Below are 25,669 nucleotides of genomic sequence, written 5' to 3' on the forward strand. Positions count from 1 at the left end.
GGCGAAGAGGTGAATGCTGCGGTGGGTTGATTTGTCCTGAGCTTCCATGATGTTCACGAATGCCCAAATCCAACCGCTGGAAATCCACCGCCCTGCGCCTCTGGCGCGTGGGGCTGCTGGTGCTGGCAGTGCTGGCGATACAGCGCGGAAACCCGCCGGCAGGGGCGGTGGTGCTGACGGTGGAGCGGGTGCGCGATTTCTTTCCGGCGGCGGCGGCTTTGGTCTCCCAAAACGGCATGCAGGCGGTGAAGGATGAATCGGGCATCACCCTCGGGCATGTGATGCAGACTTCTCCGGAGGGAGATGACATCATCGGTTACTCAGGGCCGACGAACACGCTCATCGCGCTGGATTCACGCGGCAAGGTGCTGGGGCTGCGCATCCTGGGGAGCGGGGACACGACGGACCACGTGGCGGAGGTGGTGAGGGAGCGTGCGTTTTTCAAGCAGTTCGCCGGAAAAAAGGCGGCGGAGCTGGCCAGCCTGCAGCCACAGGCTGTGACGGGCGCGACGCTGACGAGCAGCGCGATCGCCGAAGGCGTGCTGCGGCGGATGGGCAAGAGCGCCACGACATCTCTGCGCTTTCCCGATGGGATCACGCTGGAGGAGGTGCAAAAGCTGGAGTCCAAGGCGGCGAAGCTGCGTGAGTCGAAGGCTCACCCGGGCTCTCAGGAGGTGCTGGATGAAAAGGGCACAATCATCGCGCTGGCAGTGCGCACCGCGCCAGCCTCTGACGGCACGGTGGGCTACAAGGGGCCGAGCGACACCTTCATGCTGATGGACGCCAGCGGCGGCACGCTGCGCGGGATAGCCCTGCGGCGCAGCTATGACACGGAGCAGTATGTGGGCTACGTGACGGGCGATCCGGCGTTTTTGAAAACCTTTGATGGCATGACGACGGAGCAGATCGCTCACATCGACTTCAATGCGGCGGGTGTGGAGGGCGTGTCCGGCGCGACACAGACGAGCTACGGCATCGCCGAGGGCGTGCGGGTGCGTGCGGAGAACCTGCTGAAGGAAAAGGAGGCCCGCCGCAGCTGGTGGCAGCAGATGGGCGAGCGCTGGCGCTGGCAGGACAGCGGGCATGCGCTGGTGCTGCTGGCGGCGTTTGTGATGGCCTTCACACCGCTGCGTGGCCGGGCGTGGTGCCGCCACCTGCACCATGCGCTGCTGGTGGTGTATGGCGGGTTCATCGCCGGAGAGATGCTCTCCCAGGGGCTGCTGGCCGGATGGGCCGCGCATGGCACGCCGTGGCGTACGGCGCAGGGGCTGGTGCTGCTGGCGGCGGTGGCGCTGCTGGGGCCGGTGTTTACGGGCAAGCAGCTCTACTGCCACCACATCTGCCCGCATGGGGCGCTGCAGCAGCTGGCGGTGCGGCGGCTGCCGTGGCAGTGGTCTCCGTCAAAGAAGGCCGATGCACTGCTTTCCAAGATCCCCTTCCTGCTGCTGACGCTCGTGCTGTTCAGCGTGGCCTTCGCGCTGCCGGTAAACCTGAACGCACTGGAGCCCTTTGATGCGTATGTGTTTCGCGTGGCGGGGTGGGCCAGCATCGGCATCGCCCTCGGCGGCCTGCTGTTCTCCCTCTTCACACCGCTGGCCTACTGCCGCTATGGCTGCCCCACGGGGGCGCTCTTCAAGCTGCTGCGCTTTACAGGAGATGGAGACCGTCTCGGCGTGCGCGATTGGGCAGCCGCGCTGTGCGTGGCGCTCGTTCTTCTCTTGGCTCCGGGCTGAAACCGGACTACGAAACCCCAAACATGCCCTTCATTTCCAAACTCGAGTCCAAATTCGGCCGCTTCGCCATCCCCGGCCTGGTGCAGATCATCGCCATGTTTCAGCTGCTGGTGCTCTTCATGGTCATGGTGATGTCGCCGGAGGGCGCGGCGGCCTACCTGCAGTTTCTGGAGCTGAATCCGGTGCTGGTCATGCACGGGGAGGTCTGGCGCCTGTTCACGCATGTGTTCATCCCGGGAAATTTTTCGCTCATCTGGGCGCTGATCGGCACGATGTTCATCATGTGGATCGGCCGCGGACTGGAGTCGGAGTGGGGGGCCTTCCGGGTGAATCTGTACATCTTCGGCTGGATGACCGCCGTGACGGTGGGGACGCTGGTGTTTCACTGGCCTGCGCCGGGGATGTTTCTCTACCAAACGCTGCTGTTTGCCTTTGCGGCGCTGTTTCCAAATGAGGAGATCTACATCTACTTCATCCTGCCGGTGAAAATGAAATGGGTGGCGGCCCTGAGCGCGGGGATGACGGCCTTTCTCGTCATGGGAAATCCCGGGCTGCTGTTTCCGGTGCTGCTGGCACACCTGAACTTTTTCGTGGCCTTCGGCCCGGGTTTCGTCAGCGAACGCGCGCGCATGTCGCAGGTGGCCTCGCGCCGCAGCCGGTTTGAGGCGGCAAAGGTTTCCGAGGGCACCTTTTTCCACCAGTGCTCGGTGTGCAAAAAGACGGAGCTGGATGATGCGCAGCTGGACTTCCGCGTGCTGGATTCCGGCGATGAAATCTGCAACGTGTGCCGTGCGAAACGGACCGAAGGCTGAACGCCATGGAGGACCCGCTCGCCACTGCGTTTCTGGAGTTCATGGAGGTGGAGCGCCGCTCCTCGGAGCGCACGCTGGCAAACTACGAGCTGGCCCTGCGGCAGTTCCGCGAATGGCGCACGCCTTTCAAAGGCTGGAGCGAGCTGACGGCGGATGACTTCCGCGCCTTCCTGTTTGACCTGATGAAGCAGGAGCGCGGGCGGGCAACGATCCGTCTGCAGTTTGCGGCGCTGCGCAGCTTCTTCAAATGGCTGACACGACGCCGTGGCTGGAAGACCAACCCGCTGCTGGAGGTGCAGCTGCCGAAGCGTGAAAAGAAGCTGCCGGTGGTGCTGACCGTGGCGCAGGTGGAGGCCATGCTGGCGCTGCCGCTGACGCTGGAGAAGTCCAAGCGTGACGCGGTGTGGGCGCCGGAGCGCGACACGGCCATCCTGGAGCTCTTTTACAGCACAGGCATGCGTCTGAGCGAGCTGGTGGCGCTGAATGTGGCGGACATCGACACCTACACGGAAACCGTGCGCGTGTTTGGCAAAGGCAGGAAAGAGCGCATCTGCCCCGTGGGATCCAAGGCGCTGGAGGCGGTGCAGCGCTACCGCGCCAAGGCCGGGGTGCATGACGGGCCGCTGTTTCTGAGCAAGCTGCGCACGCGCATCACGGCCCAGGCTGTGGATGATGTGATCATGAAATACTGGCGCGCCTCCGGCCTGCCGGTGCACCTGACGCCCCACAAGCTGCGCCACAGCTTTGCCACGCACCTGCTCAACAACGGCGCGGACCTGCGCAGCGTGCAGGAGCTGCTGGGGCATGCAAGCCTCTCCACCACCCAGATTTACACGCACGTCTCCACGCAGCGGATGAAGGAGGTCTATGAGGCCGCGCACCCGCGGGCGTGATCACTTCTTCGGCGCGCCCCAGGTGGCGACGGGTGTGGCAGTGTGGGTGGCAGCCTCATCCAGCGCAAAGGTGATGCACAGGCTTTGCGGGCCTTTGGCTCCGTCCACAGACGCCTTGAGCACATGCACCTTTTCACGCACCAGATCACGTGACTGCTCGGTGGCGGCCTCAGGCGGCTCTGCGGAGCTGAAGGTGGCGTTGGCCGGCGAAACAATCGTGGCCACCAGCGTCTTGCCACCCTGCGTCAGCTTGGCGCTCGTGCCGCTGGCGCTGATCTCGGCCTTGGTGTGCATGCTCCAGGTGATGCTGCCGGTGTTTTTCATGACCAGGTCATCCTGCAGCACGACGTAGGGCTTGGTGCCGCGCACCACCATGATGCCGCGGTGCACATCCTTGGCAGGCTTTGAGTAGGCCTTGGTCATGTCCACCACAGCGGTGCCGCGCTCCGGAGTCGAATACCCCAGAAGCACGGACGCCTTGGCATCCTGATCCTGCTGGTTGCCATCGATTGACAGCGTGTTCTGCCCCAGCGTGTTTTCGATGTAGAGGGCAAAGCGCTTGGTGCGGTCCGCGCCTGGCTTGACTTCAAAGCCGGGCGCTTTGTCCTGCTCGGCACCGAGTTCGATGCCCCAGCGCTCACCGCCGGCATCCAGCACAAAGCTGCCGATGTCCAGCTGCGCGGTTGTGTCTTCATTGTCCCCGCCTTTCACGGCGACGAAGTAGTCCGCCTTTTCCCAGCCGGAACGGGAGGTGGCCACAAAGCCACCGGGCTGGGCGTAGTCCATCGAGTCCGCCGTGCCGTCTCCGGCAGCGTGGGGATTGTAGTAGATGAAGTTGCCCACCTGGCCGAAGTAGGCGGAAGTGACCGGCTGCTTGCCGGCGGCTGCCACAGCGCGGATGCCCGGGTTTCCAGCGATGCCGCACAGCCAGGTGGTGACCCACGGACGCAGTGAGACGGCCCCCTTGGTGTCTCCGAAGTTAAAGATCTGCCCGGTGGGGCCCATCAGGTGCATGCGGGCCACGGCAAACTGCGGGATGCCTTCCAGCAGGCTGATGTTGAGGTCCTTGCCTGCGGCGGATTTGAGCGACTGGGAGAGCATGGCCACATAGTCCATGACAGTCTCACCGGCCTGCAGGCCCTCGGGCCAGACACCGGCAGGAGCGAAGCGCACGATGCCTTTGCCAAAGACTTTGGCGGCGGCGTCCGCCGCTTTTTTGGCGACGCCGGGCTCTTCATCCACAAGGCAGATGGCGGAGAGCAGGAGAGCCGTGGCGGCAGCCATCTGCTTGCTGTCGGGCAGGAGCTTGCCCGTATCAGGCTTTGCCTGGGGTTTGGCAGGAGCCTTGGCAGGCGGTGCTTTCGCCTTGGTACCGGACTGGCCGCCCGAGGTGCCTTTGGCGCTTTCAGGGATCTCCTCCCCCTCCAGATGGGCGATGAGCGCCCCGATGCCCTTTTCTGCCAGGCAGGTGCGCACGGTCGCGGCCTGCTCTGCATTCAGTCCGGCGCGGAACCAGTCGTAGCCCAGGACTGTGGCCACCACCATGTCCGTGACATTGTCGATGAGTTCGGGGTGCCAGTCGCGGAAGGAGACTTTGTCTGCCAGTGCCAGGAGTTCCTTGGTGCCTTTGTCCTGCCATTTCAGATCTCCGTCGCAGTAGTGCAGGGCTCCGAGCAGGCCGATGCGATAGACGGCCTTGGGGCCTTCACCGCCGGTGTCGCCATTGATGCGTGTCAGCTCAGGGTCCAGCAGCAGGTCCTCCCCGGAAGCCTTCATGGACTCCATCATTTTTGCCAGCACGGGATCAGCGGCCAGCTGCCCCTTCAGCGCTGCCCAGCCCGCCGCGTTGTGAATGAGGCGGGGGCGCACTTTGGCGATGCCACTGAGATAGTCGTTGGCCGAAGGGGCCTTGAATTTGGACACCGGAACCACCGTGATCGCCGGCCTCGGAGGGGCGGGCTTCTTCGCGGCGGTGGCCTTGGCGGCGGCAGCCGGAGGAGCGGCAGGTGGCGTGGCCGGAGGGGTTCCTGCCGGTGCCGCAGGCGCCATGGCGGCGGCAGGCGGGGCGGCCTGCATGGCGGCATAGCGCGCTTTGGCATAGGTGAAATCGGCGGGGCTGAGGTTGGCGATGGCCACATCAAACTCACGCCCGTCCTTGGTTTTGATCTTCACCGTCTTGGCCACGGGATCGACCGAGACGAGGGTCGCCTCGACCTGCTTGCCAGCCGTGTTCGTCCAGACATGGAACTCTTCCGCGAGCTGCGCACTGGCGCCGGAGGCAGCGAGCAGGCAGATGGAAGCAAGGGAGAAGAAACGCGAGGCGGTTTTCATGACGGAAAGGGTGAGAGTGGCGCTAAACCAGCGGGTGGTGGCACTTAGGTCAAGCATAAACGCAGTTCGGAAGCCCGAGCTTGGCGGAAAGAAGCGCCGCCTGACAACTAATTCCCGCTCAGCAGCACAAGCCGGAAACGGCCGTCGTACTGCCCGCCCGCATGCAGCCGGCAGCATTTCAGGCAGGCGGTGGGGCGGCGGAACTTGCGCACACGCTGCACTGTCGTTTTGCAGACGGGGCAGGCGTAGGTGAGCTTGCGCTCGACCTCATTGCGCGGCAGCGGCAGGCGGTGGTGGGCCTTTTCTCCGGGGATGCCGAGGTCCGCACAGGCCTGGCGCCACTCACGGCCATGGGGCTCGATGCGGCGGCGGCCGCTGCGGTGGTAGGCGATCAGATGCGCCAGCTCATGCTTTAGGGTGCGCTCCACCTGGCCTTCAAAGTCACGCAGGAGCGGATTGAGCTCGATTTCCCATCCCGGATAGCGCGCGTAGCCTGCTGTACTGCGCAGGCGGGCATTCCAGGTGACGGTGACGAGCTTGGCCCCGCCGGGCATGCCCAGCGCCAGCAGCATGGCACGCGTCTGCTCCTCCAGCTCTGCATCACGACCATCCAGAAGAGGCTCTTCCGCATTGGATTTTGGCTCTGGCGCGGGTGTGAGATCTTTCACGGTGCGGAAGGGCACCCAGTGCGGCAGCGCGGAGAAATCAAAACTGAGCTGGGAGAGGTCGAACATGCTCACTTCTTCTTTTTGACCTGCACCTTGTGCTCCTGATCGCCGAGGGCGTAGAGCATGTCGGGTGCGACGGACTCGAGGATGAATACGTTGGCGCCGATGGTGCTGCGCTCACCAATGATCGTGTCGCCACCGACAATCGTGGCATTGGCATAGACAGTGACGTGGTCTTCCAGCGTGGGGTGGCGTTTTTTGCCGCGCAGCGCCTGCCCGGCGGCCAGCGAACGCGCCACCAGGCCGACGCCTTGGTAGAGCTTCACGTGATTGCCGAGCGTGGCGGTCTCGCCGATGACCACGCCTGTGCCGTGGTCGATGAAAAAGTGCGTGCCGATCTCCGCGCCGGGATGGATGTCGATGCCGGTGCGGCTGTGCGCCCACTCCGTCATCATGCGCGGGATGACGGGGACGTTTTTCTGATAAAGCACATGCGCCGTGCGCTGGATGGCGATGGCCTCCAGCCCCGGATAGGCGAGGATGATCTCCTCAAAACCGCGCGCGGCGGGGTCGCCCGCATAGGCGGCCTCCACGTCCATTTTCAGCAGGGCGCGCACCTCCGCGAGGCGCATGAGAAAGCTGCACACGATGTCGGCGGCCTCGGCATCGCGGTTTTCATGGCTGCCATTCAGCCGCAGGCTGCGGCGCACCTCGACATTCAGACGTTCGCGGATGCTGGAGACGAGCTCATTCGTCATCAGCTCCAGCTCCTGGGAGGTCACGGCCTCATCCGAGAAAAACCCGGGAAAGAGCAGGTGCAGGAGATCTTCGCAAAGCACCGCGATGGCGCGTTTCGAGGGCAGATTGCCGCAATCGACGTGGTTGATCCCGCCCACCTCGTGATACGAGGCCATCAGGCTGGAAACGATTTCATTTTGGCGGCAATCCATGGGTGCACTCAGCGATACCGCGCTGTGATCTGGATTCAAGCGCTGGCACGAGATGATTGCTGTGAATAAGTCGTGCTTGCGCAGGTTCGCTTTGACGCATCGCGGTGCCCATTCCATCCGTAGCGGCGTATGGACGGCTGCAGAACCGATTTGAAAAGCTGGCAGTCTCTCTGGCAGCGGTGCGGCATGACTGGCGATGCCCTGGCCTGGCATGAAAAGCTCCTCTCCGCCTACTCGGAGCCGCAGCGCGCCTACCACACGCTCCAGCACCTGCAGGAATGCCTGCTCATTCTTGATGAGGCCAGGATGTCGGGCTTGATCTCACATCCTGACCCCATCGAGATGGCGCTTTGGTTTCATGACGCGGTGTACGATCCCCAGAGCGGCGAAAACGAGGCGCTGAGCGCACAGATGGCAGTGGAAGCCCTGGGAGAAGGCGAGATGACGCGCGAAGTGGTGCGTCTCATCCTGCTGACGAAATCCCACCAGCCAGGAGGCGGACCCGATGATGCGTGGATCATCGACATCGATCTGGCCATCTTTGCACAGCCGATGGAGCGTGTGCTGGAGTATGAGCGGCAGATCCGGAGAGAGTATGCCTGGGTGCCTGCGGCGATGTATGCGGAGAAGCGCGCGGAAATTTTGCGGAGCTTTCTGAACCGCCGCCCCTTGTACCTCAGCACCTGGGCTTGCGAACGGTTCGAGGAACGGGCGCGGATGAATCTGCGCAAGCTGCTCGCATCAATTTAAAAGCAGTGTTTTCAACCGCGAACATTGCAGGCTGTGCGACGCCGCTCTACAGGCAGGAGTCGTGCTACCATCCCTCAACCAGCTCAAGCTTCCCGATCCCTGGCAGCATCAGGCCGTGAACCTGCTTCGCACCGGCAGCGATGTGGTGGTGAGCGCACCGACCGGGGCGGGCAAGACGTACATCTTTGAGCTGCTGCATCAGGGACGTCATCTGCAAGGGCAGGCCATTTACACCGTGCCCACACGCGCGCTGGCGAATGACAAGTATGCGGAGTGGAAGGAGGCGAAGTGGAATGTGGGCATCGCCACAGGAGACATCGCGGAGAATGTGGACGCACCGGTGGTGGTGGCCACGCTGGAGACGCAGCTGGAACGGCTGGTGCGCGGCGAGGGGCCTGCTCTGCTCGTCATCGATGAATACCAGATGATCTCAGACCACTCGCGCGGTGCCAACTACGAGGCCACCGTCGCGCTGGCGCCGCTGGACACACGCCTGCTGCTGCTGAGCGGCTCGGTGGCGAATCCGGAGGACGTGGCGACGTGGCTAACGAGTCTGGGCCGCAAGGCCGAGGTGGTGATGACGCGCGAGCGCCCCGTGCCGCTGGAGGAGGTGCCCATGGAAACGCTGCCGCAGCGGCAGAAGCAGTTTCACAACTACTGGCCGCGCTTTGCCGCAGCGGTGATGATGGGAGACCTCGCGCCGCTGCTGATCTTTGCGCCCCGGCGCAAGGAGGCGGAGTCGATCGCACGCCGTCTGGCGGCGGATCTGCCGCTGGGAGATCCGATGGAGCTCACACCCGAGCAGCGCGCCGTGTGCGGCAAGGACCTGGCCACGCTGATCGAGAAGCGCATCGCCTTCCACCACAGCGGCCTTTCGTATGGCGCACGTGCAGGGGTGATCGAGCCGCTGGCCAAGGCGGGGCAGCTCCGCGTGATCGTGGCAACGATGGGACTGGCGGCAGGCATCAATTTCTCGGTGCGCAGCGTGCATGTGGCGGGCACCACCTTTCATGATGGCAAAAGCGAGCACAAGCTGACACCCGATGAGCTGCTGCAGATGTACGGCCGCGCCGGAAGACGCGGGCTGGATGACAAGGGCCACGTCATCACCAGCCGCGACAGCCCTTCCATCTTTGACGCACGCCCCGCGCGCTTGCACCGCAGCGAGCTGCTGGCCTGGCCGATTTTTCTGCGCGTGATGAAGCACGCCGCGCTGCAGAAGGAGAACCCCTTTGATGCGGCCACACGCTTTGCGGGCAGGCTCTTTGCCAAGGTACCGCCGCTGCTCGGGCTGGAGGAGCTGGAGCCGGATGTGGTGCCGCAGCAGCAGGAGAATGCGAAGGCGCTCTTCGGACTCGAAGCCACGGAGAAGCAGGTGCTCAACTCCCAAGGTGAGTGGGAGCGCAAACACAAGCATGCGCTGCAGCGCGTGCCGCTGAGCCGTGTGCATGCCGTGCTGGGCGTGCCCGCCTTTGCCGCCAGGTTTGCACATGGCATCGGGCGCGTGGGGAAAATCCGCCGCGAGAAGGATGTGATCTATGGCGTGGAGATCAGCCTCGGCACGCCGGTGGAAGATCAGGTGAAGCCCACCAAGTCCATCCGTCGGCTGCTCAAGCTGCCGCGCAACGCGGAGACCGTGCCGCTGGAGGAGATCACCGTGCTGCATGCGGGAGAACTGGCCCGGCACATCCTCGCCAGCGTGGAGGAGGCCATCCAGGATGTGGCCCCGGAATTTATCGGCACGGTGATGAAGGAGAATCTCGTCTTCGCGTGCTTTGACCTCTCGCCCGTCGAGGTGATGGCTTATGAAGACGCGCATGGCCGTCTGCTTTTCATGCCACAGGAGCGCAGCATCGTGGTGAAGAATGAAACCGGCGTGAACACCGCCGAGACCACCACGACCGACCGCCAGCCGCGTGGCGGATCGCCCATCCACTCCTGGCGCTCGCTCGGGCTCATCGATGCCGACGGCGTGCCCACGCGGCGCGGGGAGATCTTCAGCTTTTTCCAGCATGGCGAGGGCCTGGCCATCGTGGCCGCGCTGGAGGATGAGAGCTACCACGCCGATGAGCTGGTGCACCACATGGCGAACCTGCGCAGCGGTTCCAAGTTTGACCTGCCTCTCACCTGCGGCTCCGAGCGTCTCGCGGCGGTGTGCCGTGGCACCTATGGTTTCGTCAATCATCAGGGCTATCTCGACAACGGCCTGCCGGAAGACTACGGCGAAGGCGCGGCGGAGCTGCTGGATGCCCTGCTGCATCCCGAGCAGCCCGGCGCGCAGGATCTCAAAGCCGGCATCGCGGAAGGGGACATCTCCCGCGCGTATGTGGAATGGCTGAGTTTGCTAAGGCACATCACGCATGCGCCGGATCATCCGTGGCGGAGATGGAAGGAGCTGAAGGAGGCGGCGAAACAGACCCTGAAGCACCACACCAAAACGCTGAGACATTTCTTCCACCTCGACCTGCCGCCGCTGACGAACAAGCAGCGGCACGGCAAGACGCGGCATTATTTGATGGTGAAGTAGCACGGGCAATCCTGCCCGTGTGAGAACGCGTCCGACGCGGGCAGGATTGCCCGCTCTACTTCTGACCTGTGAAGATTTGAAGAATCACGAATGCCGGACACACTGGAAATATGAATCTCGACCACCCCCGGATCGCCATCGTCGGCTCAGGCGCCGTCGGCTGCTACTATGGCGGGCGGCTGGCGCAGCATGGGCATGAGGTGCATTTCCTCATGCGCTCGGACTATGAGCATGTGAAGCAGCATGGGCTCAAAATCCGCAGCCTGCATGGCGACTTCGATCTGCCTCAGGTGCTCTGCCACCGCAGCACGGCGGAGATCGGGGAGTGTGACCTGGTGATCATCGCCATGAAGGCGACGGCGAATGAGGCGCTGCTCTCTTTGCTGCCGCCGCTGCTGCACTCCAAGACGATGATCCTCACGCTGCAAAACGGCCTGGGCAGCGATGACTTTCTGGCGCGGCACTTTGGCTCCGCGCATGTGCTGGGCGGGCTGTGCTTTGTGTGCATCAACCGCACGGCCCCCGGAGAGATCCACCACATCGCGCAGGGGCAGATCGCGCTCGGCGAGCACAGCGGTGCGCCGCAGGTACGCACGGAGGTGCTGGCAGCGGAGCTTCAGCGCTGCGGCATTCAGTGCAAGGTGGAGCCGAGTTTGATCGCGGCGCGGTGGAAGAAGCTGGTGTGGAATATTCCGTTCAACGGCCTGTCCATCGCCGCAGGAAACAAGGACACCGCTGCCATCCTGGCCGATCCGATTTTGGAAAAACGTGTGCGCGATCTGATGCGTGAGATCATCGAGACAGCAGGACGGCTCGGGCATGAGATCCCGCTGTCGCTGATCGATGACATGATCGAGCGGACGCGCACCATGTCCGCCTACAAGCCCAGCAGCCTCATTGATTTCCTCTCCGGCAGCGAGGTGGAGCTGGAGGCGATCTGGGGCGAGCCGGTGCGCCAGGCGAAGGCGGCGGGAATTGAGATGCCGCGGGTGGAGAGGTTGTATCAGGAGTTGAAGGCACGCATTGCCGCCAGATAGTGGTCCGCACAGTCCCCTGTGCGGTCAGACGAGCGTCTCATGACGACGATCTCCGCACAGAGACTATACGGACCACTTTGCTCACGCCCATGTCACTCACTGCTTTACAAAACGCCCGTCCTGAAACCGCCATCGTACTCGGCTCCGGCCTCGGCGGCGTGGCGGAGGGTTTTGGCATCGAATGTGAAGTGCCCTATGCGGAGGTGCCCGGCCTCAGCGCCTCCACGGTGCCAGGGCATGCAGGGCGTTTTGTCTTGGTCCATCATCATGGCAAACCCATCCTGCTGGCACAGGGCCGCAGGCATTTGTATGAAGGGCTCACCGCGCATGAGGTCACGGCGGGCATCCGCTTCATGCATGAGATCGGTGTGAGGCGCATCGTGCTCACGAATGCAGCGGGCGCGATCCATGAAAACTTCCATGTGGGTGGCCTGATGCTGATCACCGACCACATCAATCTCCAAGGAACCACCCCGCTGCTCGGCGGCCCACACTTCCATGACATGAGCGAAGTTTATTCGCGCACGTGGTGCGAGAAGTTCCACGCCGCCAGTGTGGAGATCGGCCTGAAGCTGCATGCAGGCATCTATGCCGCGCTGCTCGGCCCGCAGTACGAAACCCCGGCGGAGATCCGCATGCTGCGCACACTGGGTGCGGATGCCGTCGGCATGTCCACTGTGCCGGAGGCCATTCAAGCGCGTGCTTTAGGCATGGAAGTGGCGGGCATTTCGATGCTCACAAACTGGGCTGCTGGCTTGAGAGCGCAGACGCTGCACCACGCGGAGGTGGTGGAGGTGGGGAAGACGGCGGGGATGTATCTGGCGCGGTTGCTGAAGGCGGCGGTGTGAGCTGTTCTTTATCTGTTATGAGTTCCATCCGCATCCAGCGCTTCCCCTACGAGGAGCCGTATCATGTGCAGCTCAATCTTAGCGCAGAAAATGGTCGATTTTCGGGTGGGCTCGATTTCTACACCGGCGTTCCATGCCTGAAGCAATTTGCTGCGAGTCTTCAGGACTTTCCAAAGCACATCGGTGATGAGGTGGAGTTTAAATATGGCAGCCCTCGAAAAGAAGACCGAATGTACCGGCATCTGGTCATTCGTGCTTATACAATTGGCGGTGTTGGTCGCTGTGCCATTCAGTTCACCTTCAACAATCATGGGGACGAGCCAGATGCAGGATGCGCAAGCTTCTCCATTTCAGCTGATACAGCAGCCATCAATCGGCTTGGCAAACTGTTGGAGAAGTTTTCAGAACTCCAACATCTGGAATTGTTTTGGTCGCCTCGTGAAGACGAACTTTTTGCGGAGCTTCAGCAGAAAACCATGGCGGCAGCGGCTTCTTGAACAAAAAGAAGTCGAAACAAAGAGAGGCGATGACTCACTTGGGAGCGCGGAGGAGTTCATCGATGTTCTCGTCGAGCATTATTCGATACTGCCCCACGAAGTAGTCCGCAGCGGATGTTCGGTTTTGCTCAGCCTCAGGATCGAGAGCGCACATGCAATGGGCGTTGTATCGTGCCGCAGCATAGAGGATGACCGAACTAACACGCGAAGTGGCGTGATCTTTTGTCAGTTCATTGGCCAGGCCAATAAAACGATCCACCAACTGGAAAAATTCTGGGGAGACTGGTTCCTGGGCTTCATTCATCGGTTTGTGCTTGTGGGACAAAGAGTGCCGCAATAACCGCTGAACTAAGCCTTCGAGATGATTTTTTCATTCGAAGGCTCGTCACAACGAAATTCGACTTATGTCAGCAGCACCCGTTCGCCTTTTCCATCTCACACGCGTGCTCCTCGGTGCAGCAGGGCATCAGCGGGCGGCCTTCGGTGGCTTCGGGGGCTTCCATTTCAGGATTGGGGGCCTGGGGGGCGAGGCCGAGGTCGCGGAGGAGTTTCATGTCCTCGTTGGCGCGGGGGTTGGCGGCGGTGAGGAGTTTGTCGCCGTAGAAGATGGAGTTGGCACCGGCGAAGTAGGCGAGGGCCTGGGCTTCGCGGCTCAGATTGGTGCGGCCAGCGCTGAGGCGCACCTTGGCCTTCGGCACGGCGATGCGGGTGACGGCGATCATGCGGATGAAGGCGAAGGAATCGACGACTTCGTTGTCGCCCATCGGCGTGCCTTTGATGGGCATGAGGGCGTTGATCGGGATGCTCTCGGGCTGGGGATTGAAGTTGGAGATGACTTCCAGCATTTTCAGGCGGTCTTCGATGGTCTCGCCGAGGCCGAGAATGCCGCCGCAGCAGACGGACATGCCGGCATCCTGCGCGTGGCGGATGGTGCTCAGGCGGTCCTCAAAGGTGTGGGTGCTGACGATGTTCGGGTAGTGCTCCGGGGAGGTGTCCACGTTGTGGTTGTAGGCGGTGACACCGGCTTCCTTGAGATCGGTGGCTTCTTCCGCACCCAGCTGGCCGAGGGTGACGCAGACTTCCATGCCGAGCTTGGACACGTCGCGCACGATGTCGAGCACCTGGTCAAATTTCTGGGTGCCCTTGCGCACGCCCTTCCAGGCGGCACCCATGCAGAAGCGGGTGGAGCCGCTGGCGCGGGCGGCCAGGGCACGCTCCATGATCTGCTCCTTGGGCATGAGCTTTTCCGCCTGCACGCCGGTGGTGTAACGGGCGCTCTGGGCGCAGTAGCCGCAGTCTTCGCTGCAGCCGCCGGTCTTGATGCTCAGCAGGGTGCAGAGCTGCACCTCGTTGCCGGTCCAGTGCTCGTCATGCACGGCGCGGGCCTGCTTGAGGAGGTCGAAAAAGGGCTGGTGATAGATGCGGTGAAGGTCGGCGAAAGTCATGTGAAGGGGATTCTTGGCGCAAAAAGCGCGTTTTGGCAATCCTGCTCCTCCTCTTCCTCCTACTCCAGCTCCCGGAAGGGGGCGGATGAGGAAGAGGACGATTCGATTGCCCGCAAGACCCCGCCCCCCGGCACCGATTTGGTCTCACCATCATGAACCGCCGCACTTTTTTCCATCAAACGTCCGTGCTTGCCGCAGCCTCTGCTCTTCCAAAACTCTACGCAGCGGATGCCGCCGGCAAAAAGGTGAAGGTGGCCGTGGTGGCGCTGGGGCGTGGCATGCAGCACGTGCAGGCCCTGCTCAAGCTGCCGAACGTGGAGATCGCCTACCTCGCCGAGGTGGACCCCAAGCGCCTCGAAGCGGGTCTCAAGGTGGTGAACGACACGCAGAAGGTCTCCTGCGTGGGCGTGAAGGACTTCCTCACCATCTTGGACGACAAGACGCTGGACGCCGTCTTCATCGCTACGCCAAATTTCTGGCACACCCCCGCCGCGCTGCTGTGCATGCAGGCCGGAAAGCACGTCTATGTGGAAAAGCCCGGCAGCCAGAACGCGCAGGAGGCGGAGATGATCGTGGCGGCCTCCAAGAAATATGACCGCCTGGTGCAGATGGGCAATCAGCGCCGCACCTGGATGAAGGAGGCCATCGAGGCCCTGCACGGCGGCGCCATCGGGCCTGTGCGCTTTGGCCGTGGCTTCTATTACAACACCCGCAAATCCGTGGCCACCAATGAGAAGCCCGCCTCTCCGGACATCGACTACGACCTGTGGCAGGGCCCCGTGCCGGATGATGTGAAGCACGATTTCAAAAAGCTGGCCCACTACGACTGGCACTGGTTCTGGCACTGGGGCAATGGCGAGCTGGGCAACAACGGCATCCACACCCTGGACATCCTGCGCTGGGGCCTCAAGGGCGACTACCCCCTGCGCACCACCTACAACGGCGGCCGCTACTTCTACCAGGACGCCCAGGAGACGCCGGACACCGGCACGGCGGTGTATGATTTCGGCCACGCCGGCTGCGAATGGGTGCAGAGCAGCAGCCACCCGCGCGCTGCGGAGAAGCCGCTGGCGGAGGTGATCTTCTACGGCGACAACGGCACCATGGGCATCGCGCGCGATTCCTGGACCATCTACGACCCCAAGGGCGCCGAGATCAGCAAAGGCAAAGGAGCCGGTGGCGGCGACCCCGCGCACATGGGCAACTTCATCGAGGCCATCCGTGGCAATGCCAAGCTGAACAGCCCCATCGACGAAGGCCAAAAAAGCACCATGATGTGCCACCTCGGCAACATGGCCTACCGAACGAACACCGTGGTGAAATGCGATCCCAAAACCGGCAAGGTGCTGGACAACGCGGAGGCGCTGAAGCTGTGGGGCAGGGATGGTGGGTACCGCAAGGGGTGGGAGCCGAAGATTTAAAGTAGCCTTGTTCCTGCGGAACAAGGAAAGGCTCCGCAAGAACAAAGCATGAGGAACTACGGCGAGGTGTGGGACGAAGGCAAGCTGTCCTTGTTGCACAGCAACAAGGCTACTTTTACCGAAACACCACATCCACGCCCATCGCGCTCTCCTTCGCGAACCCGGGAATCCAGTGCGGCTTCCGCACGGCGATGATGCGGTAGATCATGGACAGCACGTGCAGGATGAGCAGGCGGTCGATGAGACGGTAGCCTCTTCGGCGGCGCATGAGCAGCTCCACGGCCCAGCCGAGATAGCGGCGCTTGACCCAGAAGGGCTTGAAGTCGGTCTTGATGCGGTAGCGGGCGCGCAGGCCGCGCTTGGGGTACTTGGCCTTGTAGGCGCGCTTGGCCTCGCGCAGGCGCGTCTCCATCTCGGGGGTGAACTCCGTGAAGGTGTACTCCCGCGCCAGCGCCAGCAGGCGGAAGGTGTCGCGCATGTATTCCAGATCAGCCACAGGCACGCCCGCACGCGGGGCTAGGGCGATCATTTGCTCCAGGCGGTCCATGCAGCGTGCGGCACTGCGCAGCGCCGCCTCTGGTTCCTGCACAAAGTAGCGCAGCAGCTTTTTGACGCTGTGATTGATGAAGATGTTCCCCCAGTACACCTGAAGCAGCGGCGGGATGCGCACGCGGCGGAAGAAGAGCTTTTGCTGCGCGAATTCCTCGGTGTAAAGCAGCTCGCGGATGACCTCGTCGGAGTAGCGCAGGAGTTCGATCAACGCCTCGGCATCTCCCAGCGCACGCTCTTTGGCAAAGGCGCGCACGGCATCCTCCACCGGCATGCCGTCCTTCATGACGCGGATCGTGACGAAGGTATTGAGGTCCGTCCAGATGGCCTCGGGGTCGATGAGTGCGATGCGGCGGAAAGGCACCCAGCCGCCAGTCTGGCACCACACCATGCAGCCGATCACGTTCTTCGCGTGTTTCAGCTCGCGCGCGTAGCGCTCATACTCCCAGCCGGTGAAGCTCGGATACTCGCCGCAGCCCTCATACTCGCGCCGCGTCTGCAGCTCCACGATCTTGGCCACATCGGTGCGGAAAAAGTTGGAGTTCAGCGGCAGGTAGCGGAAGAAATCGGACTCGCCGTATTTCATCGAGATGACCAGCGCCGGACTGGTGAGCCCCTCAAACACACTGGTGAAGGTGCGGCGGTGCCACATGAGATCGCCGATGCGGTAGGCCCCCACCGTCCAGGTGCGGAAGATGAGGCGGCGTGCGTGCTTCTCGCACACGGGCAGCAGATCACAAAGGAGCTGGCGTGCCTGCGCGGGCTTCTGGATCACAAGCTGGCTGCGAAACTCATCGTGCACGCCTTTGCCATCCGATTCACCAATGCGGAGAATGATGCCCGCCACCTGCGGAAAGCTGACAAAGAATCCATCGAGCAGCTCGGCCAGGTAGTCATTCACCTCGCGTCCGGACTCCGCCATGCGCCGCCGCAGCTCGGGTGTGTAGGTCATGACGTCCATGGTCAGATGCACCTGCAGACCGCATGAAGTGAAGATCTCAAAGCAGCGCGCAAACTCCTCGCGGCAGTAGGCGATGCGCGCGCGCAGCTCGGGCTCCAGCCAGGCGTGGTCCGCCAGATGCGTCACATCATCGAGCGAGACGGCGTTGAAGCCCCAGGCCGCAGCCTGCTCGGCAAAGCGGGTGAGATCCGCTCGCACCTGCGCCCACCAGGCATCCGCCTCAGGCCCGGCTGCCTTGGGCAGATGGTGCCAGGGGATCTTGGACCAGTTGATCGTACGCACGTCATGCCCACGAAAGAAGGGACCGATGGCGTCGATGAGGTGGAGCGGTTGCAAGCGCCGCGAATGAAGCACGCGGCGGCGGGATGCAAGTGACGATGTGGTGGCGGGGAAAACGCGTGGAGCTGGGTATGCGAATGCAGGGGAGGCAGCGGGAGCGCTGATCGACGTCAGGAGTGACCATCATACTACTTCACCCGTTCCTTGAGGATCTCGCGGAAGGGCTTGCCGTCGAGGCTCAGGTCTGCGAGCACGGCGCGGCCGTTGTACACGCGCACCTCGGCGGTGATGCCTTTGGCGGTGCGGATGTTTTCGGAGAACCATTTGTCGGCTTCAGGGGCGAGCTTTTCGTTGATGTAAAAGCGATCAAAGGGCCAGTCGAAGGACACTTTGTCGTTATACACATAGCGGGCTTTGACGCGGATGAAGTCACCGCTGGCAGGCGGCGTCAGAGAGAGGCCGGAGAGGGTGGCCAGACCATCTGCCCCGCTGGTGAGCTGCACATACACCTGCATGCCTTTCTCCACTTTGACACCCGCAGGCACGGTGACCTCCTGCAAATCCGGGCGCACGGCCAGGTAGCGCCCGCGCAGAGGATCGTAGGGATCGGGCGCCTGGCACATGAGCCTGATGAGCGTGCCTTTGGCCAGCACCTGCTCGTGCGTCCAGATCTGGGACAGAGGCGCCGCCCACTGCGCCAGCGCAGCGATGGCAAAGAGGATGAGGGGAAGCGTTTTCATGCGGGGAGAGACGTGGAGGCTTTCTGTTTGAGCAGGCGGCCCATGAGGATGTTGAAGCCCAGGAAGGCGATGCCGACGCCGATGAAGGCCACTCCTTTGGTCAGCAGTGAGAGGTCGCTGTCCGCCATGCGGGCGATGATGAGCACGGAGAGCAACGTGGCGCCGAGACGCGGCGCGCCTTTTTTCCCGGCAAACTCCAGCACGATGAGCGTGATGCCGATGGCCGCCAGATGCAGCAGCGCCAGCCAGGAGAGCAGCGTGCCGTCTGACCGGACATCAGGACGATGGAGCGGGATCATGAGCAGGGGCAGCAGGGAAATCGAAGCGATGGCCAGCACCGCCCAGCGCCGGCGCAGGAAGGCCAGAACGACAAACACGGCCAGCACGGTCAGCAGGCCCCAGCACCAGGGCAGACGCAGGGCATAGGGCACACCCCGCAGGATGTCACCGCTGGCATCCCGGAAAGTCGCGGCCACGCCATAGCCCAGCAGCCAGAGACCGCCCAGCAGCACCTGCGGCTTGCGGCGGGTGGGCTCGTCGAGGCAGTTTTGACTGAGCGGCAGGAGGGTCAGCGCCGCTGCGGTGAGCGTCCAGAGCCAGAAGAAGGAGTCCTCGTAGTAGCCGTAATGCTCCTGGCTGCGGTCGCAGGCAAAAACCTCCGCGCTGCACAGGCCGAAGATGGCGCTGAGCGTCATGACCCAGCGCACGGAGAGGGAAAGGGTGCCAGGGTTTTTCCAGCCGGGCCACCAGGGCAGCAGGCCCAGCAGCAGCAGCGGGTAGAGCAGGGGACTGTCATACCACGGCCTGCCATGCTCCACCTGGTTCACGCTCCACACCGCGATGCCGATGAGGTAAAAGATGGCCACCGAGCCGGAGCGCAGCACCCAGACGAGCGGCAGGCTGAGCAGCAGCCACCAGAAGAGGAAGTCCGGCCACTCGCCGCCGAGATTGTAGATCTGCGAGACGAGCGCGATGCACGCGCCCGTGGCCAGCGCCTGGAGCAGCCCCGCCGTCTCCCGCACCCAGGGCGCGGTGGCCTCACCACGCTGCAAAGCCCGGAAGCTGAAGAGCTGCGCGAGCAGCAGCGGCCCAAAGGCAAACATGAGCCGCACCGGGCGTGTGAAGTCGTCCCAGTTGAACCCGATGATTGCAATGAGGCCGCTGCCGATGAGCAGGGCCCCGAGCGCGCCCATGACGATCTGCGCCGCGCCGGGCTGGGAGTCGTCCACGGCATGGCGGTCGCGCAGGGTGCGCGCCGCATCGGGGGTGAGAAGACCTTCACGCTCCCACTGCGGGAGCTGTTCGAGGAGCCAGCGTTGATGATTGTTGCTCATGGCAGGAAACGGACTGCAGCCACCCTGCGTGAAACAACGGGCCGGTGCGAATTGATTTGCTCAATGGATGGATTGATTGATTGACCGGATCAGATGGCCTCCGGGATCCGGGATGGCCTGGGAGCGCGCACGAGGATGAGGCTGAGCAGCAGCCCGGTGAAGCCAAACAGCAGGCCGCCTGCAAGGGCCACGGCAGCGGCGGGCATGACCCAGTCTTCCACTTGCTCAAAGGCAGGCGTGGCACGCTCCTGGACGGCGACGTAGTCGGCGCTGGTGTTGAAAATGGCCTGGATGTTCTCAACCACGCTGAAGAGCTTTTCGTAGGCGAGCTTGCTGGTTTCGGCCTGCTGCTGGAGGGTGCGCAGTTCGGCGAGGTCAGGCTCCCAGCGTGCGAGGTCTTTTTCGATCTCGCCGATGCCTGCCTCGGTGGTCGAGAGCTCGGTCTGCCACCCTGCACGGCCGGCGTCGCCATCCTTCAAAGCCTTGATCTTGAGGCGGAGGTCGTCGCGCTGGTTGCGCAGGGCGCTGAGGCGTGCCACGAGCCGCTCGATGTCCGACTTCACGCTGAGCGTGTCCACCTTCGCACGCGCTTTCTCGAGCCTGGCCAGGGTGTCTTCCATGGCCTTCTGCTTGGTCACCACCTCCTGCAAAAACTGCTGCAGCACCTTGCCCTGCGACTGCTCGCGGATGGACTGCCGGAAGGCGATGAACTCATCGAGCAGGGCATCGAGAAAGAGGCGCGTGTACTTGGGCTCCGCGCCGGTGGCCATGATCGTGATGATGGCGCTGCCCGGGGTCTGCACAGCGCGGGTGCCGACGTCGCACTCCGCCACGTCGGGGTTCAGGGCCCGCACGCGTTCCATGGCGCGGCGCTTCATCTCGGCGCTTTCCAAGGTCTCCCTGATGGTGCCGTAAAAGTCCTGCTGCACCTCCTTCCATTGCGGGCCGCCACTGCTGAGATTCCCGCCCGCCACGACCTTGGCCAGCGAACAAAACACCGACGGCCTGTCCAGGGCAAACTTGATCTGCCGCCGGAACCCCAGGTAGGCCCCCACCAGCATGAAGGCCAAAACGATGACGATACGGAGTATGATGCGGACGATGCTCATGATTCAAGGGGGGCGGTTTTAGAAGGGCGCCAGGAGGCGATGCATGCGGCGATGAGCCCGGCCACGCCGCCCAGGGCACCCCCGAAGAAGCCGCCGGCGAAAACCGGGAGCGTGGGGCTGAAGAGGGTCATGCTTGCGGCGGTGGCGCGTTCCTGGATGGCCACCGGGCCCGTCTCCAGGGCAAACTGCTTCTGCAGGGCTTCGACTTCGGCAAGCTTGGTCTCATAGCGTTTCACCACCGCAGTGCGCAACTCCTCAAAACCCTGAAGCTCCTGCAGTGCCGTGCCGAGTCGTTTGGCATGCTCTTCCTGGCTGGAGATTTCCTGCTCCACGGCTTTGAGCGCCTGCGTGGTGCGCAGCTCGGGCTCCGCCGCAGCGCTCTTCCGGCTCTGGGCACGCAGATCGTCGCGCTCGTCGCGGAGCTTGATGAGCCTGGCGGTGAGCCGTTCGAGTTCGGCCGGCCCCTCGGCTGCAGGCACGGCAGCCCGGGCGCGGGCACGCCCGACAACCGCCTCCTCCATGCTTTTTTGCAGGGCGACCACTTCCTCCAGGCTGACCTGCAGCACCCGGCCCTGCCTTGCCTCTCGCACAGACTGCAGGGAGGAGAGGTATTCATCCAGCAGGGCGTCGAGAAAGACACGGGTGTATTTCGCCTCATCTCCCGTGGCGAGGACGCTGATGATTCCCGAGCCCGGCTTCCTCGCCGCGCGAATATCCACGTCCTGTTCCTTCAGGTCGCGGTTCAGGATGCGCACACGTTCCAGCGCACGTCTTTTCATTTCCGCCGACTCCAGCGTTTCGATGCAGGTGCCGTAAAAGTCCGCACTGACCGCCTGGCCCCCGTCCTTTGCACCCTGGTCCCAGGTGACGACCAGCCTTGCGAGCGAGCGAAATTCCGGCCGGATGTCCTGCGGCTGGCGTGCCTGCCAGCGGACCCCCAGAAAGACGCCGCCGAGGAACCCGCAGGCAAGGATGATCCAAAACAGAAGATTAAACCTCATGGGCAGTAGTTGTCCCGATCTCTCCCGAATAACAGACCGGTGGCAAGATAAATCCGAAGCCTAGGCTTTGAGCGCAGGTTTCCTAGCCCCGTTCAAACACGCCACCCGGGCTGCGACGAAAAAAGCCCAGACCTCACGGCCTGGGCTTCGCGGAAATGCGGTGCGGGGCGCGGTTACTTCGCCTCGGGCTTGATCTTGCCCTTCTCCTCGAGCTTGTGCTTGAACTTCTCGGTCTTGGGGGTGACGACGGCGCGCACGTAGCCCTGGTTCGGATTGAGAGCCTTGAAGTTCTGGTGGTAGTCCTCGGCGGGGTAAAACTTCTTCAGCGGGGCGATCTCGGTGGCGATGGGGTCCTTCCACTTCTTCTGCACCTCAGCCTTGGAGGCCTCGGCGATCTTGTGCTGCTCCTCGGTGGTGTAGTAGATGGCGGAGCGGTACTGGGTGCCGTAGTCGTTGCCCTGGTAGGCGGTGCCCTTGGGCAGGAACTTGCCGTGATAGACGCCGTCCTCCTTGGTCACGCTGGTGGGGTCGTGCGCGTCCCAGAAGAGGTCGATGATCTCCTTGTAGGTGACGACGGCGGGGTCAAACTCGATCTTGATGACTTCGGCGTGGCCGGTGTCTCCGGTGCAGACGTCTTCATAGGTCGGATTTTCCGTTTTGCCGCCGGCATAGCCGCTGACGACGTTTTTGACGCCTTTGACGAGGAGGTACTGCGCCTCCACGCACCAGAAGCAGCCGCCACCGATGACGGCGGTTTCAGTTTTGGGGGCATCTGCGGCTGTGGCGTGCGGGGCGAGGGAGGCCATGAGAAAGGTGGTGAGGAGGGCGAGGGCGGTTTTCATGGAACTGATACGAACGGGGGTGGGACGGTGAGTCAATGATCCGTGTCATGAGAGGCGAAACTTTCGGCAGAATTCCTGAAAAGCTCGGAATGGGCGGCCGGGAAGGAGGAAAGAGCCGGAAAAAGGCGGGCACGCAAGAATGACCCGATGGCAGACAAAAGAGGCGGCTGATTTTCCAGCCTGCGCTTTTTTGTTCTCTTTCGCTTTTTTCGGCTGTCTCTACTCTGCCTGCATGGATGAACTCTCGACCCTCTGCGCCCGTGTGGGCGAAACGAAGCTGCGCGACATGGTGACGGCATTTTACCGGCGTGTACGTGTGGATGACCTCATCGGCGTGATGTACCCGCCGGACGACTGGGAGAATGCGGAGAAGCGGCTGGCGGACTTCATCGTGTACCGCTTTGGCGGGCCGCAGACCTACATCGAGGAGCGCGGGCACCCGCGCCTGCGCGGCCGGCACATGCCTTTCCCCATCGGCGAGGCGGAGCGCGACCGCTGGATGAAGCTCATGACGGAGGCGATGCAGGAGGTGGCGGTGCCTGCCGCCGAGGGGCAGACCATCGGCCTGTTCTTTGCCCAGGTGGCGGATATGATGCGGAACCGCGAAGGCTGAAGCATCTGCGTGTGATGCGAAAACCCCAAACTCAGTCATCCTCCCATGAAACGCTTTCTTTTCCCCACAGTGACGCTCGCGCTCATGCTCCCTGCCTGCGGAGTGCTGGATCTCGCGCGCCGGAACCGCGAGAAAGTGAGCTTTGAGCACCAGGTGAAACCCATCCTGGAGACGAGCTGCCTGGAGTGCCACCAGCCGCGCTACCTGACCGGCGGGCTGAACCTGGAGACGAAGGCGGCGGCGATGAAGGGCGGGCGCAGCGGGCCGGTGATCGTGCCGGGCTCCCCGCACAAGAGCCTGCTCTACCGCGTACTGCTGCTGGGGCACGAGAGCCCCGTGGCCATGCCACCCACCCCCGAGCGGCTGGAGCGGGAATACGAGCAGATCATACACGACTGGATCCTGCAGGGGGCCGACTGGCCAGAGGGTGTGCGTCTGGTGCCGCCGCAGGAGTGGAAGAAGCCGCACGCGTGAAGGTGGGAGCCGGATTTCTGACGGCGAATATTCCAGGCCTGTGTTATTCGTGAAAATTCTCGGATATTCGCATTCTTCCGCGTTTAAACCTCCCGCCTCATGGACAAGACCCCCGCTCTCATTCTCGCCCCTCTGCCAGACTTCCTCATGCAGCCGCTGCTGGCGGCGCATGTGTGCCATGACTACTTTCATGCGCAGGACAAGGCGGGGCTGCTGGCGCAGGTGGGGCCGGAGATCCGCGCCATCGTGATGGCCGGCGGCAGCGTGGCCCCGGTGGCGCTGCTGGAGCAGCTGCCCAAGCTGGAAATCATGAGCGTGTTTGGCGTGGGCTATGACGGCGTGCCGGTGGACTGGTGCAAGGCGCACGGCATCCGCGTGACGAACACGCCGGACGTGCTGACGGAGGATGTGGCGGACACGGCCAGCGCGCTGGTGCTGATGACTAGCCGCAGGCTGGTCGCGGCGAATCGTTTCCTGCATGCCGGCTCCTGGCTGAAGGGGGCCTTTCCGCTGGCGCATGCGCTGCATGGCAAGCGGGCGGGCATCGTGGGCCTGGGGCGCATCGGCAAGGCGATCGCGCGCCGGCTGGAGGCACACGGGATGCAGATCTACTACCACGGCCGCACGCGGCAGGAGGTGGGCTGGGAGTATGCAGACTCGCTGGTCGCGCTGGCACAGGCGGCAGATTTCCTGGTGGTGGCCTGCCCGGGTGGCGCGGCGACGAAGCACCTCATCAATGCCGAGGTGCTGGCGGCGCTGGGCGCGAAGGGGACGCTGATCAACATCGCGCGCGGGTCGGTGGTGGACGAGGCGGCGCTGATCACGGCGCTGCAAAACGGCACGATCCGCGGCGCCGGGCTGGACGTCTTTGAAAACGAGCCTCAGGTGCCTGAGGCTCTGATGCAGTGCGAAAACGCGGTGCTCCTGCCACACCTGGGCAGCGGCACGCATGAGACGCGCGCCGAGATGGCCCGGCTGGTGGTGGAAAATCTGGCGGCGCATTTCAGCGGCGCGGCACTGCTGACGCCGGTGTGCTGAGGCTGCCACTGCCGGAGGTTTTGGCCGATTGCCTGCTTGCCCTTCCAGATTGAGCCACTATTAAAATCTCCATGGGCAAAATCATTCTCGGAGCAGTTCTCGCCGCCATCGCCGTTTTCGCCTGGGAGGCGGTTTCGTGGACAGCCCTCGGCTGGCATCAAAACGGATTCCGTGCCTTCCGGGATGAGTCCAAGGTGGCGGAAGTGATCAAGGCCAACGCGACCTCCGGCCATGGCATCTACCTGCTGCCAGACATGGGCGAGGCGCCAAAGATCGCCACCGCCGAGGAGAAGAAAGCCTTTGAGGCCAAGCAGCGGCAGGCGGTCAAGGACGGCCCCTATGTGTATGCCATCGTGCGTCCGGGCAGGGCGGATGTGAGCATGGGGATGAACCTGACTCTGAGCTTCATCCGCAGCCTGGTGTGCTCCTTTTTGATCGCGGCGCTGCTGTCCCAGACGGCGCTGTTTTATCCGGCGCGCATCGCGTTTGTGGCGGCGGCGGGCTTGTTTGCCGGACTGGCGGCGGACATGCCGATGTGGATCTGGTTTGAAAATCCCGTGCGTGACACGGTGGTGAACATCGCGGATCACCTGATCACTTGGGTCATCGGCGGTGCGGTGCTGGGCATCTTTGTGGGCAAGGACCCGGTGGCGGAACGCTGAGGCAGTTGCTCTTCTGAAGTACGACGGGCACTCCTTGTATGATGGGGTTGTTCTGCAATCGTGATTGCGGCTAAGCTGGCCGCAGTCTGGATGCTGCGGCAGGCTGGCCCTTTACACCAACCTGCCGCAGAGCGTTCCGGGGAGCCTGCGGGCAC

At 63.2% G+C, this 25,669-nt stretch carries 24 protein-coding genes; 13 read left to right on the forward strand and 11 right to left on the reverse strand.

The features are described 5' to 3' along the window. Nucleotides 1-59 precede the first annotated feature (59 nt). From ACFQDI_RS23500 to xerA, 3 genes are read left to right on the forward strand one after another with little or no spacing between them, the layout of a single operon-like run. Entirely contained in the window at nucleotides 60-1,733 is a 1,674-nt protein-coding gene (locus tag ACFQDI_RS23500) for an FMN-binding protein (RefSeq protein ID WP_377171618.1), read from the forward strand. A 23-nt stretch (nucleotides 1,734-1,756) separates the two neighbouring features. Next, the gene (locus ACFQDI_RS23505) at nucleotides 1,757-2,545 is read left to right on the forward strand and encodes a hypothetical protein (RefSeq protein ID WP_377171620.1); all 789 of its coding nucleotides are present in this window, start codon (nucleotides 1,757-1,759) and stop codon (nucleotides 2,543-2,545) included. Between the two features lie 5 nt (nucleotides 2,546-2,550). Beyond that, nucleotides 2,551-3,438, forward strand: a complete 888-nt coding sequence (gene xerA, locus ACFQDI_RS23510) for a site-specific tyrosine recombinase/integron integrase (protein WP_377171622.1) — start codon at nucleotides 2,551-2,553, stop codon at nucleotides 3,436-3,438. On the opposite strand, the gene ACFQDI_RS23515 is transcribed toward xerA, so the two are convergent. The 3 genes from ACFQDI_RS23515 to epsC all read right to left on the reverse strand — a co-directional run bounded on the left by ACFQDI_RS23515 (nucleotide 3,439) and on the right by epsC (nucleotide 7,387). Beyond that, nucleotides 3,439-5,769, reverse strand: a complete 2,331-nt coding sequence (locus ACFQDI_RS23515; protein ID WP_377171624.1) for a heparinase II/III domain-containing protein — start codon at nucleotides 5,767-5,769, stop codon at nucleotides 3,439-3,441. A 107-nt stretch (nucleotides 5,770-5,876) separates the two neighbouring features. After that, nucleotides 5,877-6,503, reverse strand: coding sequence for a SprT family zinc-dependent metalloprotease (locus tag ACFQDI_RS23520; RefSeq protein WP_377171626.1), 627 nt, complete (start codon nucleotides 6,501-6,503; stop codon nucleotides 5,877-5,879). A 2-nt stretch (nucleotides 6,504-6,505) separates the two neighbouring features. Next, entirely contained in the window at nucleotides 6,506-7,387 is an 882-nt protein-coding gene (epsC, locus tag ACFQDI_RS23525; protein ID WP_377171628.1) for a serine O-acetyltransferase EpsC, read from the reverse strand. 186 nt (nucleotides 7,388-7,573) lie between these two features. Between epsC and ACFQDI_RS23530 the strand changes: the two genes are divergently transcribed. The 5 genes from ACFQDI_RS23530 (at nucleotide 7,574) to ACFQDI_RS23550 (ending at nucleotide 13,046) form a co-directional block, all read left to right on the forward strand. Continuing rightward, nucleotides 7,574-8,137 (forward strand): HD domain-containing protein, encoded by a 564-nt coding sequence (locus ACFQDI_RS23530; protein ID WP_377171630.1) that lies wholly within the window; start codon nucleotides 7,574-7,576, stop codon nucleotides 8,135-8,137. Between the two features lie 61 nt (nucleotides 8,138-8,198). Beyond that, nucleotides 8,199-10,664: a DEAD/DEAH box helicase gene (locus ACFQDI_RS23535; protein WP_377171632.1), complete on the forward strand. Its 2,466-nt coding sequence runs from the start codon at nucleotides 8,199-8,201 to the stop codon at nucleotides 10,662-10,664. Nucleotides 10,665-10,774: 110 nt separating this feature from the next. Beyond that, complete coding sequence (locus ACFQDI_RS23540) at nucleotides 10,775-11,701, forward strand: 2-dehydropantoate 2-reductase (protein ID WP_377171635.1); 927 nt, start codon at nucleotides 10,775-10,777, stop codon at nucleotides 11,699-11,701. Between the two features lie 89 nt (nucleotides 11,702-11,790). Further along, nucleotides 11,791-12,549: a purine-nucleoside phosphorylase gene (locus tag ACFQDI_RS23545; protein WP_377171637.1), complete on the forward strand. Its 759-nt coding sequence runs from the start codon at nucleotides 11,791-11,793 to the stop codon at nucleotides 12,547-12,549. Nucleotides 12,550-12,566: 17 nt separating this feature from the next. Further along, complete coding sequence (locus ACFQDI_RS23550) at nucleotides 12,567-13,046, forward strand: hypothetical protein (RefSeq protein ID WP_377171639.1); 480 nt, start codon at nucleotides 12,567-12,569, stop codon at nucleotides 13,044-13,046. Between the two features lie 34 nt (nucleotides 13,047-13,080). Here the strand turns inward: ACFQDI_RS23550 and ACFQDI_RS23555 are convergent, their stop codons facing one another. Beyond that, nucleotides 13,081-13,350, reverse strand: coding sequence for a DUF3144 domain-containing protein (locus tag ACFQDI_RS23555; protein ID WP_377171641.1), 270 nt, complete (start codon nucleotides 13,348-13,350; stop codon nucleotides 13,081-13,083). A 103-nt stretch (nucleotides 13,351-13,453) separates the two neighbouring features. Continuing rightward, complete coding sequence (gene bioB / locus ACFQDI_RS23560; protein WP_377171643.1) at nucleotides 13,454-14,491, reverse strand: biotin synthase BioB; 1,038 nt, start codon at nucleotides 14,489-14,491, stop codon at nucleotides 13,454-13,456. Between the two features lie 152 nt (nucleotides 14,492-14,643). On the opposite strand from bioB, the gene ACFQDI_RS23565 reads away from it, so the two are divergent. After that, nucleotides 14,644-15,912, forward strand: coding sequence for a Gfo/Idh/MocA family protein (locus ACFQDI_RS23565; RefSeq protein WP_377171645.1), 1,269 nt, complete (start codon nucleotides 14,644-14,646; stop codon nucleotides 15,910-15,912). Between the two features lie 115 nt (nucleotides 15,913-16,027). On the opposite strand, the gene ACFQDI_RS23570 is transcribed toward ACFQDI_RS23565, so the two are convergent. The 6 genes from ACFQDI_RS23570 to msrA form a co-directional block, all read right to left on the reverse strand. After that, nucleotides 16,028-17,758: a hypothetical protein gene (locus tag ACFQDI_RS23570; RefSeq protein WP_377171647.1), complete on the reverse strand. Its 1,731-nt coding sequence runs from the start codon at nucleotides 17,756-17,758 to the stop codon at nucleotides 16,028-16,030. 131 nt (nucleotides 17,759-17,889) lie between these two features. Further along, nucleotides 17,890-18,441 carry a GDYXXLXY domain-containing protein gene (locus tag ACFQDI_RS23575; protein WP_377171649.1) on the reverse strand — a complete coding sequence of 184 codons (552 nt, stop codon included), beginning with the start codon at nucleotides 18,439-18,441 and terminating at the stop codon, nucleotides 17,890-17,892. Continuing rightward, nucleotides 18,438-19,775 (reverse strand): DUF2157 domain-containing protein, encoded by a 1,338-nt coding sequence (locus ACFQDI_RS23580; RefSeq protein WP_377171651.1) that lies wholly within the window; start codon nucleotides 19,773-19,775, stop codon nucleotides 18,438-18,440. Before ACFQDI_RS23580 ends, ACFQDI_RS23575 begins: the two co-directional genes overlap by 4 nt. Before the next feature lie 89 nt (nucleotides 19,776-19,864). Further along, on the reverse strand, nucleotides 19,865-20,884 hold the full coding sequence (locus ACFQDI_RS23585) for a GumC domain-containing protein (RefSeq protein ID WP_377171653.1): 1,020 nt from the start codon (nucleotides 20,882-20,884) through the stop codon (nucleotides 19,865-19,867). Beyond that, a complete protein-coding gene (locus ACFQDI_RS23590) occupies nucleotides 20,881-21,885 on the reverse strand; it encodes a GumC domain-containing protein (protein WP_377171655.1) in 1,005 nt (334 codons plus the stop codon). Before ACFQDI_RS23590 ends, ACFQDI_RS23585 begins: the two co-directional genes overlap by 4 nt. A gap of 173 nt (nucleotides 21,886-22,058) precedes the next feature. Then, nucleotides 22,059-22,727 carry a peptide-methionine (S)-S-oxide reductase MsrA gene (gene msrA / locus ACFQDI_RS23595; RefSeq protein ID WP_377171657.1) on the reverse strand — a complete coding sequence of 223 codons (669 nt, stop codon included), beginning with the start codon at nucleotides 22,725-22,727 and terminating at the stop codon, nucleotides 22,059-22,061. Between the two features lie 232 nt (nucleotides 22,728-22,959). Here msrA and ACFQDI_RS23600 point away from each other — a divergent pair, with 232 nt between their 5' ends. The 4 genes from ACFQDI_RS23600 (at nucleotide 22,960) to ACFQDI_RS23615 (ending at nucleotide 25,514) form a co-directional block, all read left to right on the forward strand. Further along, the gene (locus ACFQDI_RS23600; protein ID WP_377171659.1) at nucleotides 22,960-23,340 is read left to right on the forward strand and encodes a globin domain-containing protein; all 381 of its coding nucleotides are present in this window, start codon (nucleotides 22,960-22,962) and stop codon (nucleotides 23,338-23,340) included. 45 nt (nucleotides 23,341-23,385) lie between these two features. Further along, entirely contained in the window at nucleotides 23,386-23,814 is a 429-nt protein-coding gene (locus ACFQDI_RS23605) for a c-type cytochrome domain-containing protein (protein ID WP_377171661.1), read from the forward strand. 99 nt (nucleotides 23,815-23,913) lie between these two features. Next, the gene (locus ACFQDI_RS23610; protein WP_377171663.1) at nucleotides 23,914-24,852 is read left to right on the forward strand and encodes a 2-hydroxyacid dehydrogenase; all 939 of its coding nucleotides are present in this window, start codon (nucleotides 23,914-23,916) and stop codon (nucleotides 24,850-24,852) included. Nucleotides 24,853-24,923: 71 nt separating this feature from the next. After that, nucleotides 24,924-25,514 carry a hypothetical protein gene (locus tag ACFQDI_RS23615; RefSeq protein WP_377171665.1) on the forward strand — a complete coding sequence of 197 codons (591 nt, stop codon included), beginning with the start codon at nucleotides 24,924-24,926 and terminating at the stop codon, nucleotides 25,512-25,514. Nucleotides 25,515-25,669 lie beyond the last annotated feature (155 nt).

It is taken from the genome of Prosthecobacter fluviatilis, assembly GCF_042655725.1.
In the GTDB taxonomy this organism is placed as follows: Bacteria; Verrucomicrobiota; Verrucomicrobiia; order Verrucomicrobiales; family Verrucomicrobiaceae; genus Prosthecobacter; species Prosthecobacter fluviatilis.

Coding starts and splice junctions, on each gene's coding strand:
- ACFQDI_RS23500 (WP_377171618.1), top strand. CDS start 60: ATGCCCAAATCCAACCGCTGGAAATCCACCGCCCTGCGCCTCTGGCGC.
- ACFQDI_RS23505 (WP_377171620.1), top strand. CDS start 1,757: ATGCCCTTCATTTCCAAACTCGAGTCCAAATTCGGCCGCTTCGCCATC.
- xerA (WP_377171622.1), top strand. CDS start 2,551: ATGGAGGACCCGCTCGCCACTGCGTTTCTGGAGTTCATGGAGGTGGAG.
- ACFQDI_RS23515 (WP_377171624.1), bottom strand. CDS start 5,769: ATGAAAACCGCCTCGCGTTTCTTCTCCCTTGCTTCCATCTGCCTGCTC.
- ACFQDI_RS23520 (WP_377171626.1), bottom strand. CDS start 6,503: ATGTTCGACCTCTCCCAGCTCAGTTTTGATTTCTCCGCGCTGCCGCAC.
- epsC (WP_377171628.1), bottom strand. CDS start 7,387: ATGGATTGCCGCCAAAATGAAATCGTTTCCAGCCTGATGGCCTCGTAT.
- ACFQDI_RS23530 (WP_377171630.1), top strand. CDS start 7,574: ATGACTGGCGATGCCCTGGCCTGGCATGAAAAGCTCCTCTCCGCCTAC.
- ACFQDI_RS23540 (WP_377171635.1), top strand. CDS start 10,775: ATGAATCTCGACCACCCCCGGATCGCCATCGTCGGCTCAGGCGCCGTC.
- ACFQDI_RS23545 (WP_377171637.1), top strand. CDS start 11,791: ATGTCACTCACTGCTTTACAAAACGCCCGTCCTGAAACCGCCATCGTA.
- ACFQDI_RS23550 (WP_377171639.1), top strand. CDS start 12,567: ATGAGTTCCATCCGCATCCAGCGCTTCCCCTACGAGGAGCCGTATCAT.
- ACFQDI_RS23555 (WP_377171641.1), bottom strand. CDS start 13,350: ATGAATGAAGCCCAGGAACCAGTCTCCCCAGAATTTTTCCAGTTGGTG.
- bioB (WP_377171643.1), bottom strand. CDS start 14,491: ATGACTTTCGCCGACCTTCACCGCATCTATCACCAGCCCTTTTTCGAC.
- ACFQDI_RS23565 (WP_377171645.1), top strand. CDS start 14,644: ATGAACCGCCGCACTTTTTTCCATCAAACGTCCGTGCTTGCCGCAGCC.
- ACFQDI_RS23575 (WP_377171649.1), bottom strand. CDS start 18,441: ATGAAAACGCTTCCCCTCATCCTCTTTGCCATCGCTGCGCTGGCGCAG.
- ACFQDI_RS23580 (WP_377171651.1), bottom strand. CDS start 19,775: ATGAGCAACAATCATCAACGCTGGCTCCTCGAACAGCTCCCGCAGTGG.
- ACFQDI_RS23585 (WP_377171653.1), bottom strand. CDS start 20,884: ATGAGCATCGTCCGCATCATACTCCGTATCGTCATCGTTTTGGCCTTC.
- ACFQDI_RS23590 (WP_377171655.1), bottom strand. CDS start 21,885: ATGAGGTTTAATCTTCTGTTTTGGATCATCCTTGCCTGCGGGTTCCTC.
- msrA (WP_377171657.1), bottom strand. CDS start 22,727: ATGAAAACCGCCCTCGCCCTCCTCACCACCTTTCTCATGGCCTCCCTC.
- ACFQDI_RS23600 (WP_377171659.1), top strand. CDS start 22,960: ATGGATGAACTCTCGACCCTCTGCGCCCGTGTGGGCGAAACGAAGCTG.
- ACFQDI_RS23605 (WP_377171661.1), top strand. CDS start 23,386: ATGAAACGCTTTCTTTTCCCCACAGTGACGCTCGCGCTCATGCTCCCT.
- ACFQDI_RS23610 (WP_377171663.1), top strand. CDS start 23,914: ATGGACAAGACCCCCGCTCTCATTCTCGCCCCTCTGCCAGACTTCCTC.
- ACFQDI_RS23615 (WP_377171665.1), top strand. CDS start 24,924: ATGGGCAAAATCATTCTCGGAGCAGTTCTCGCCGCCATCGCCGTTTTC.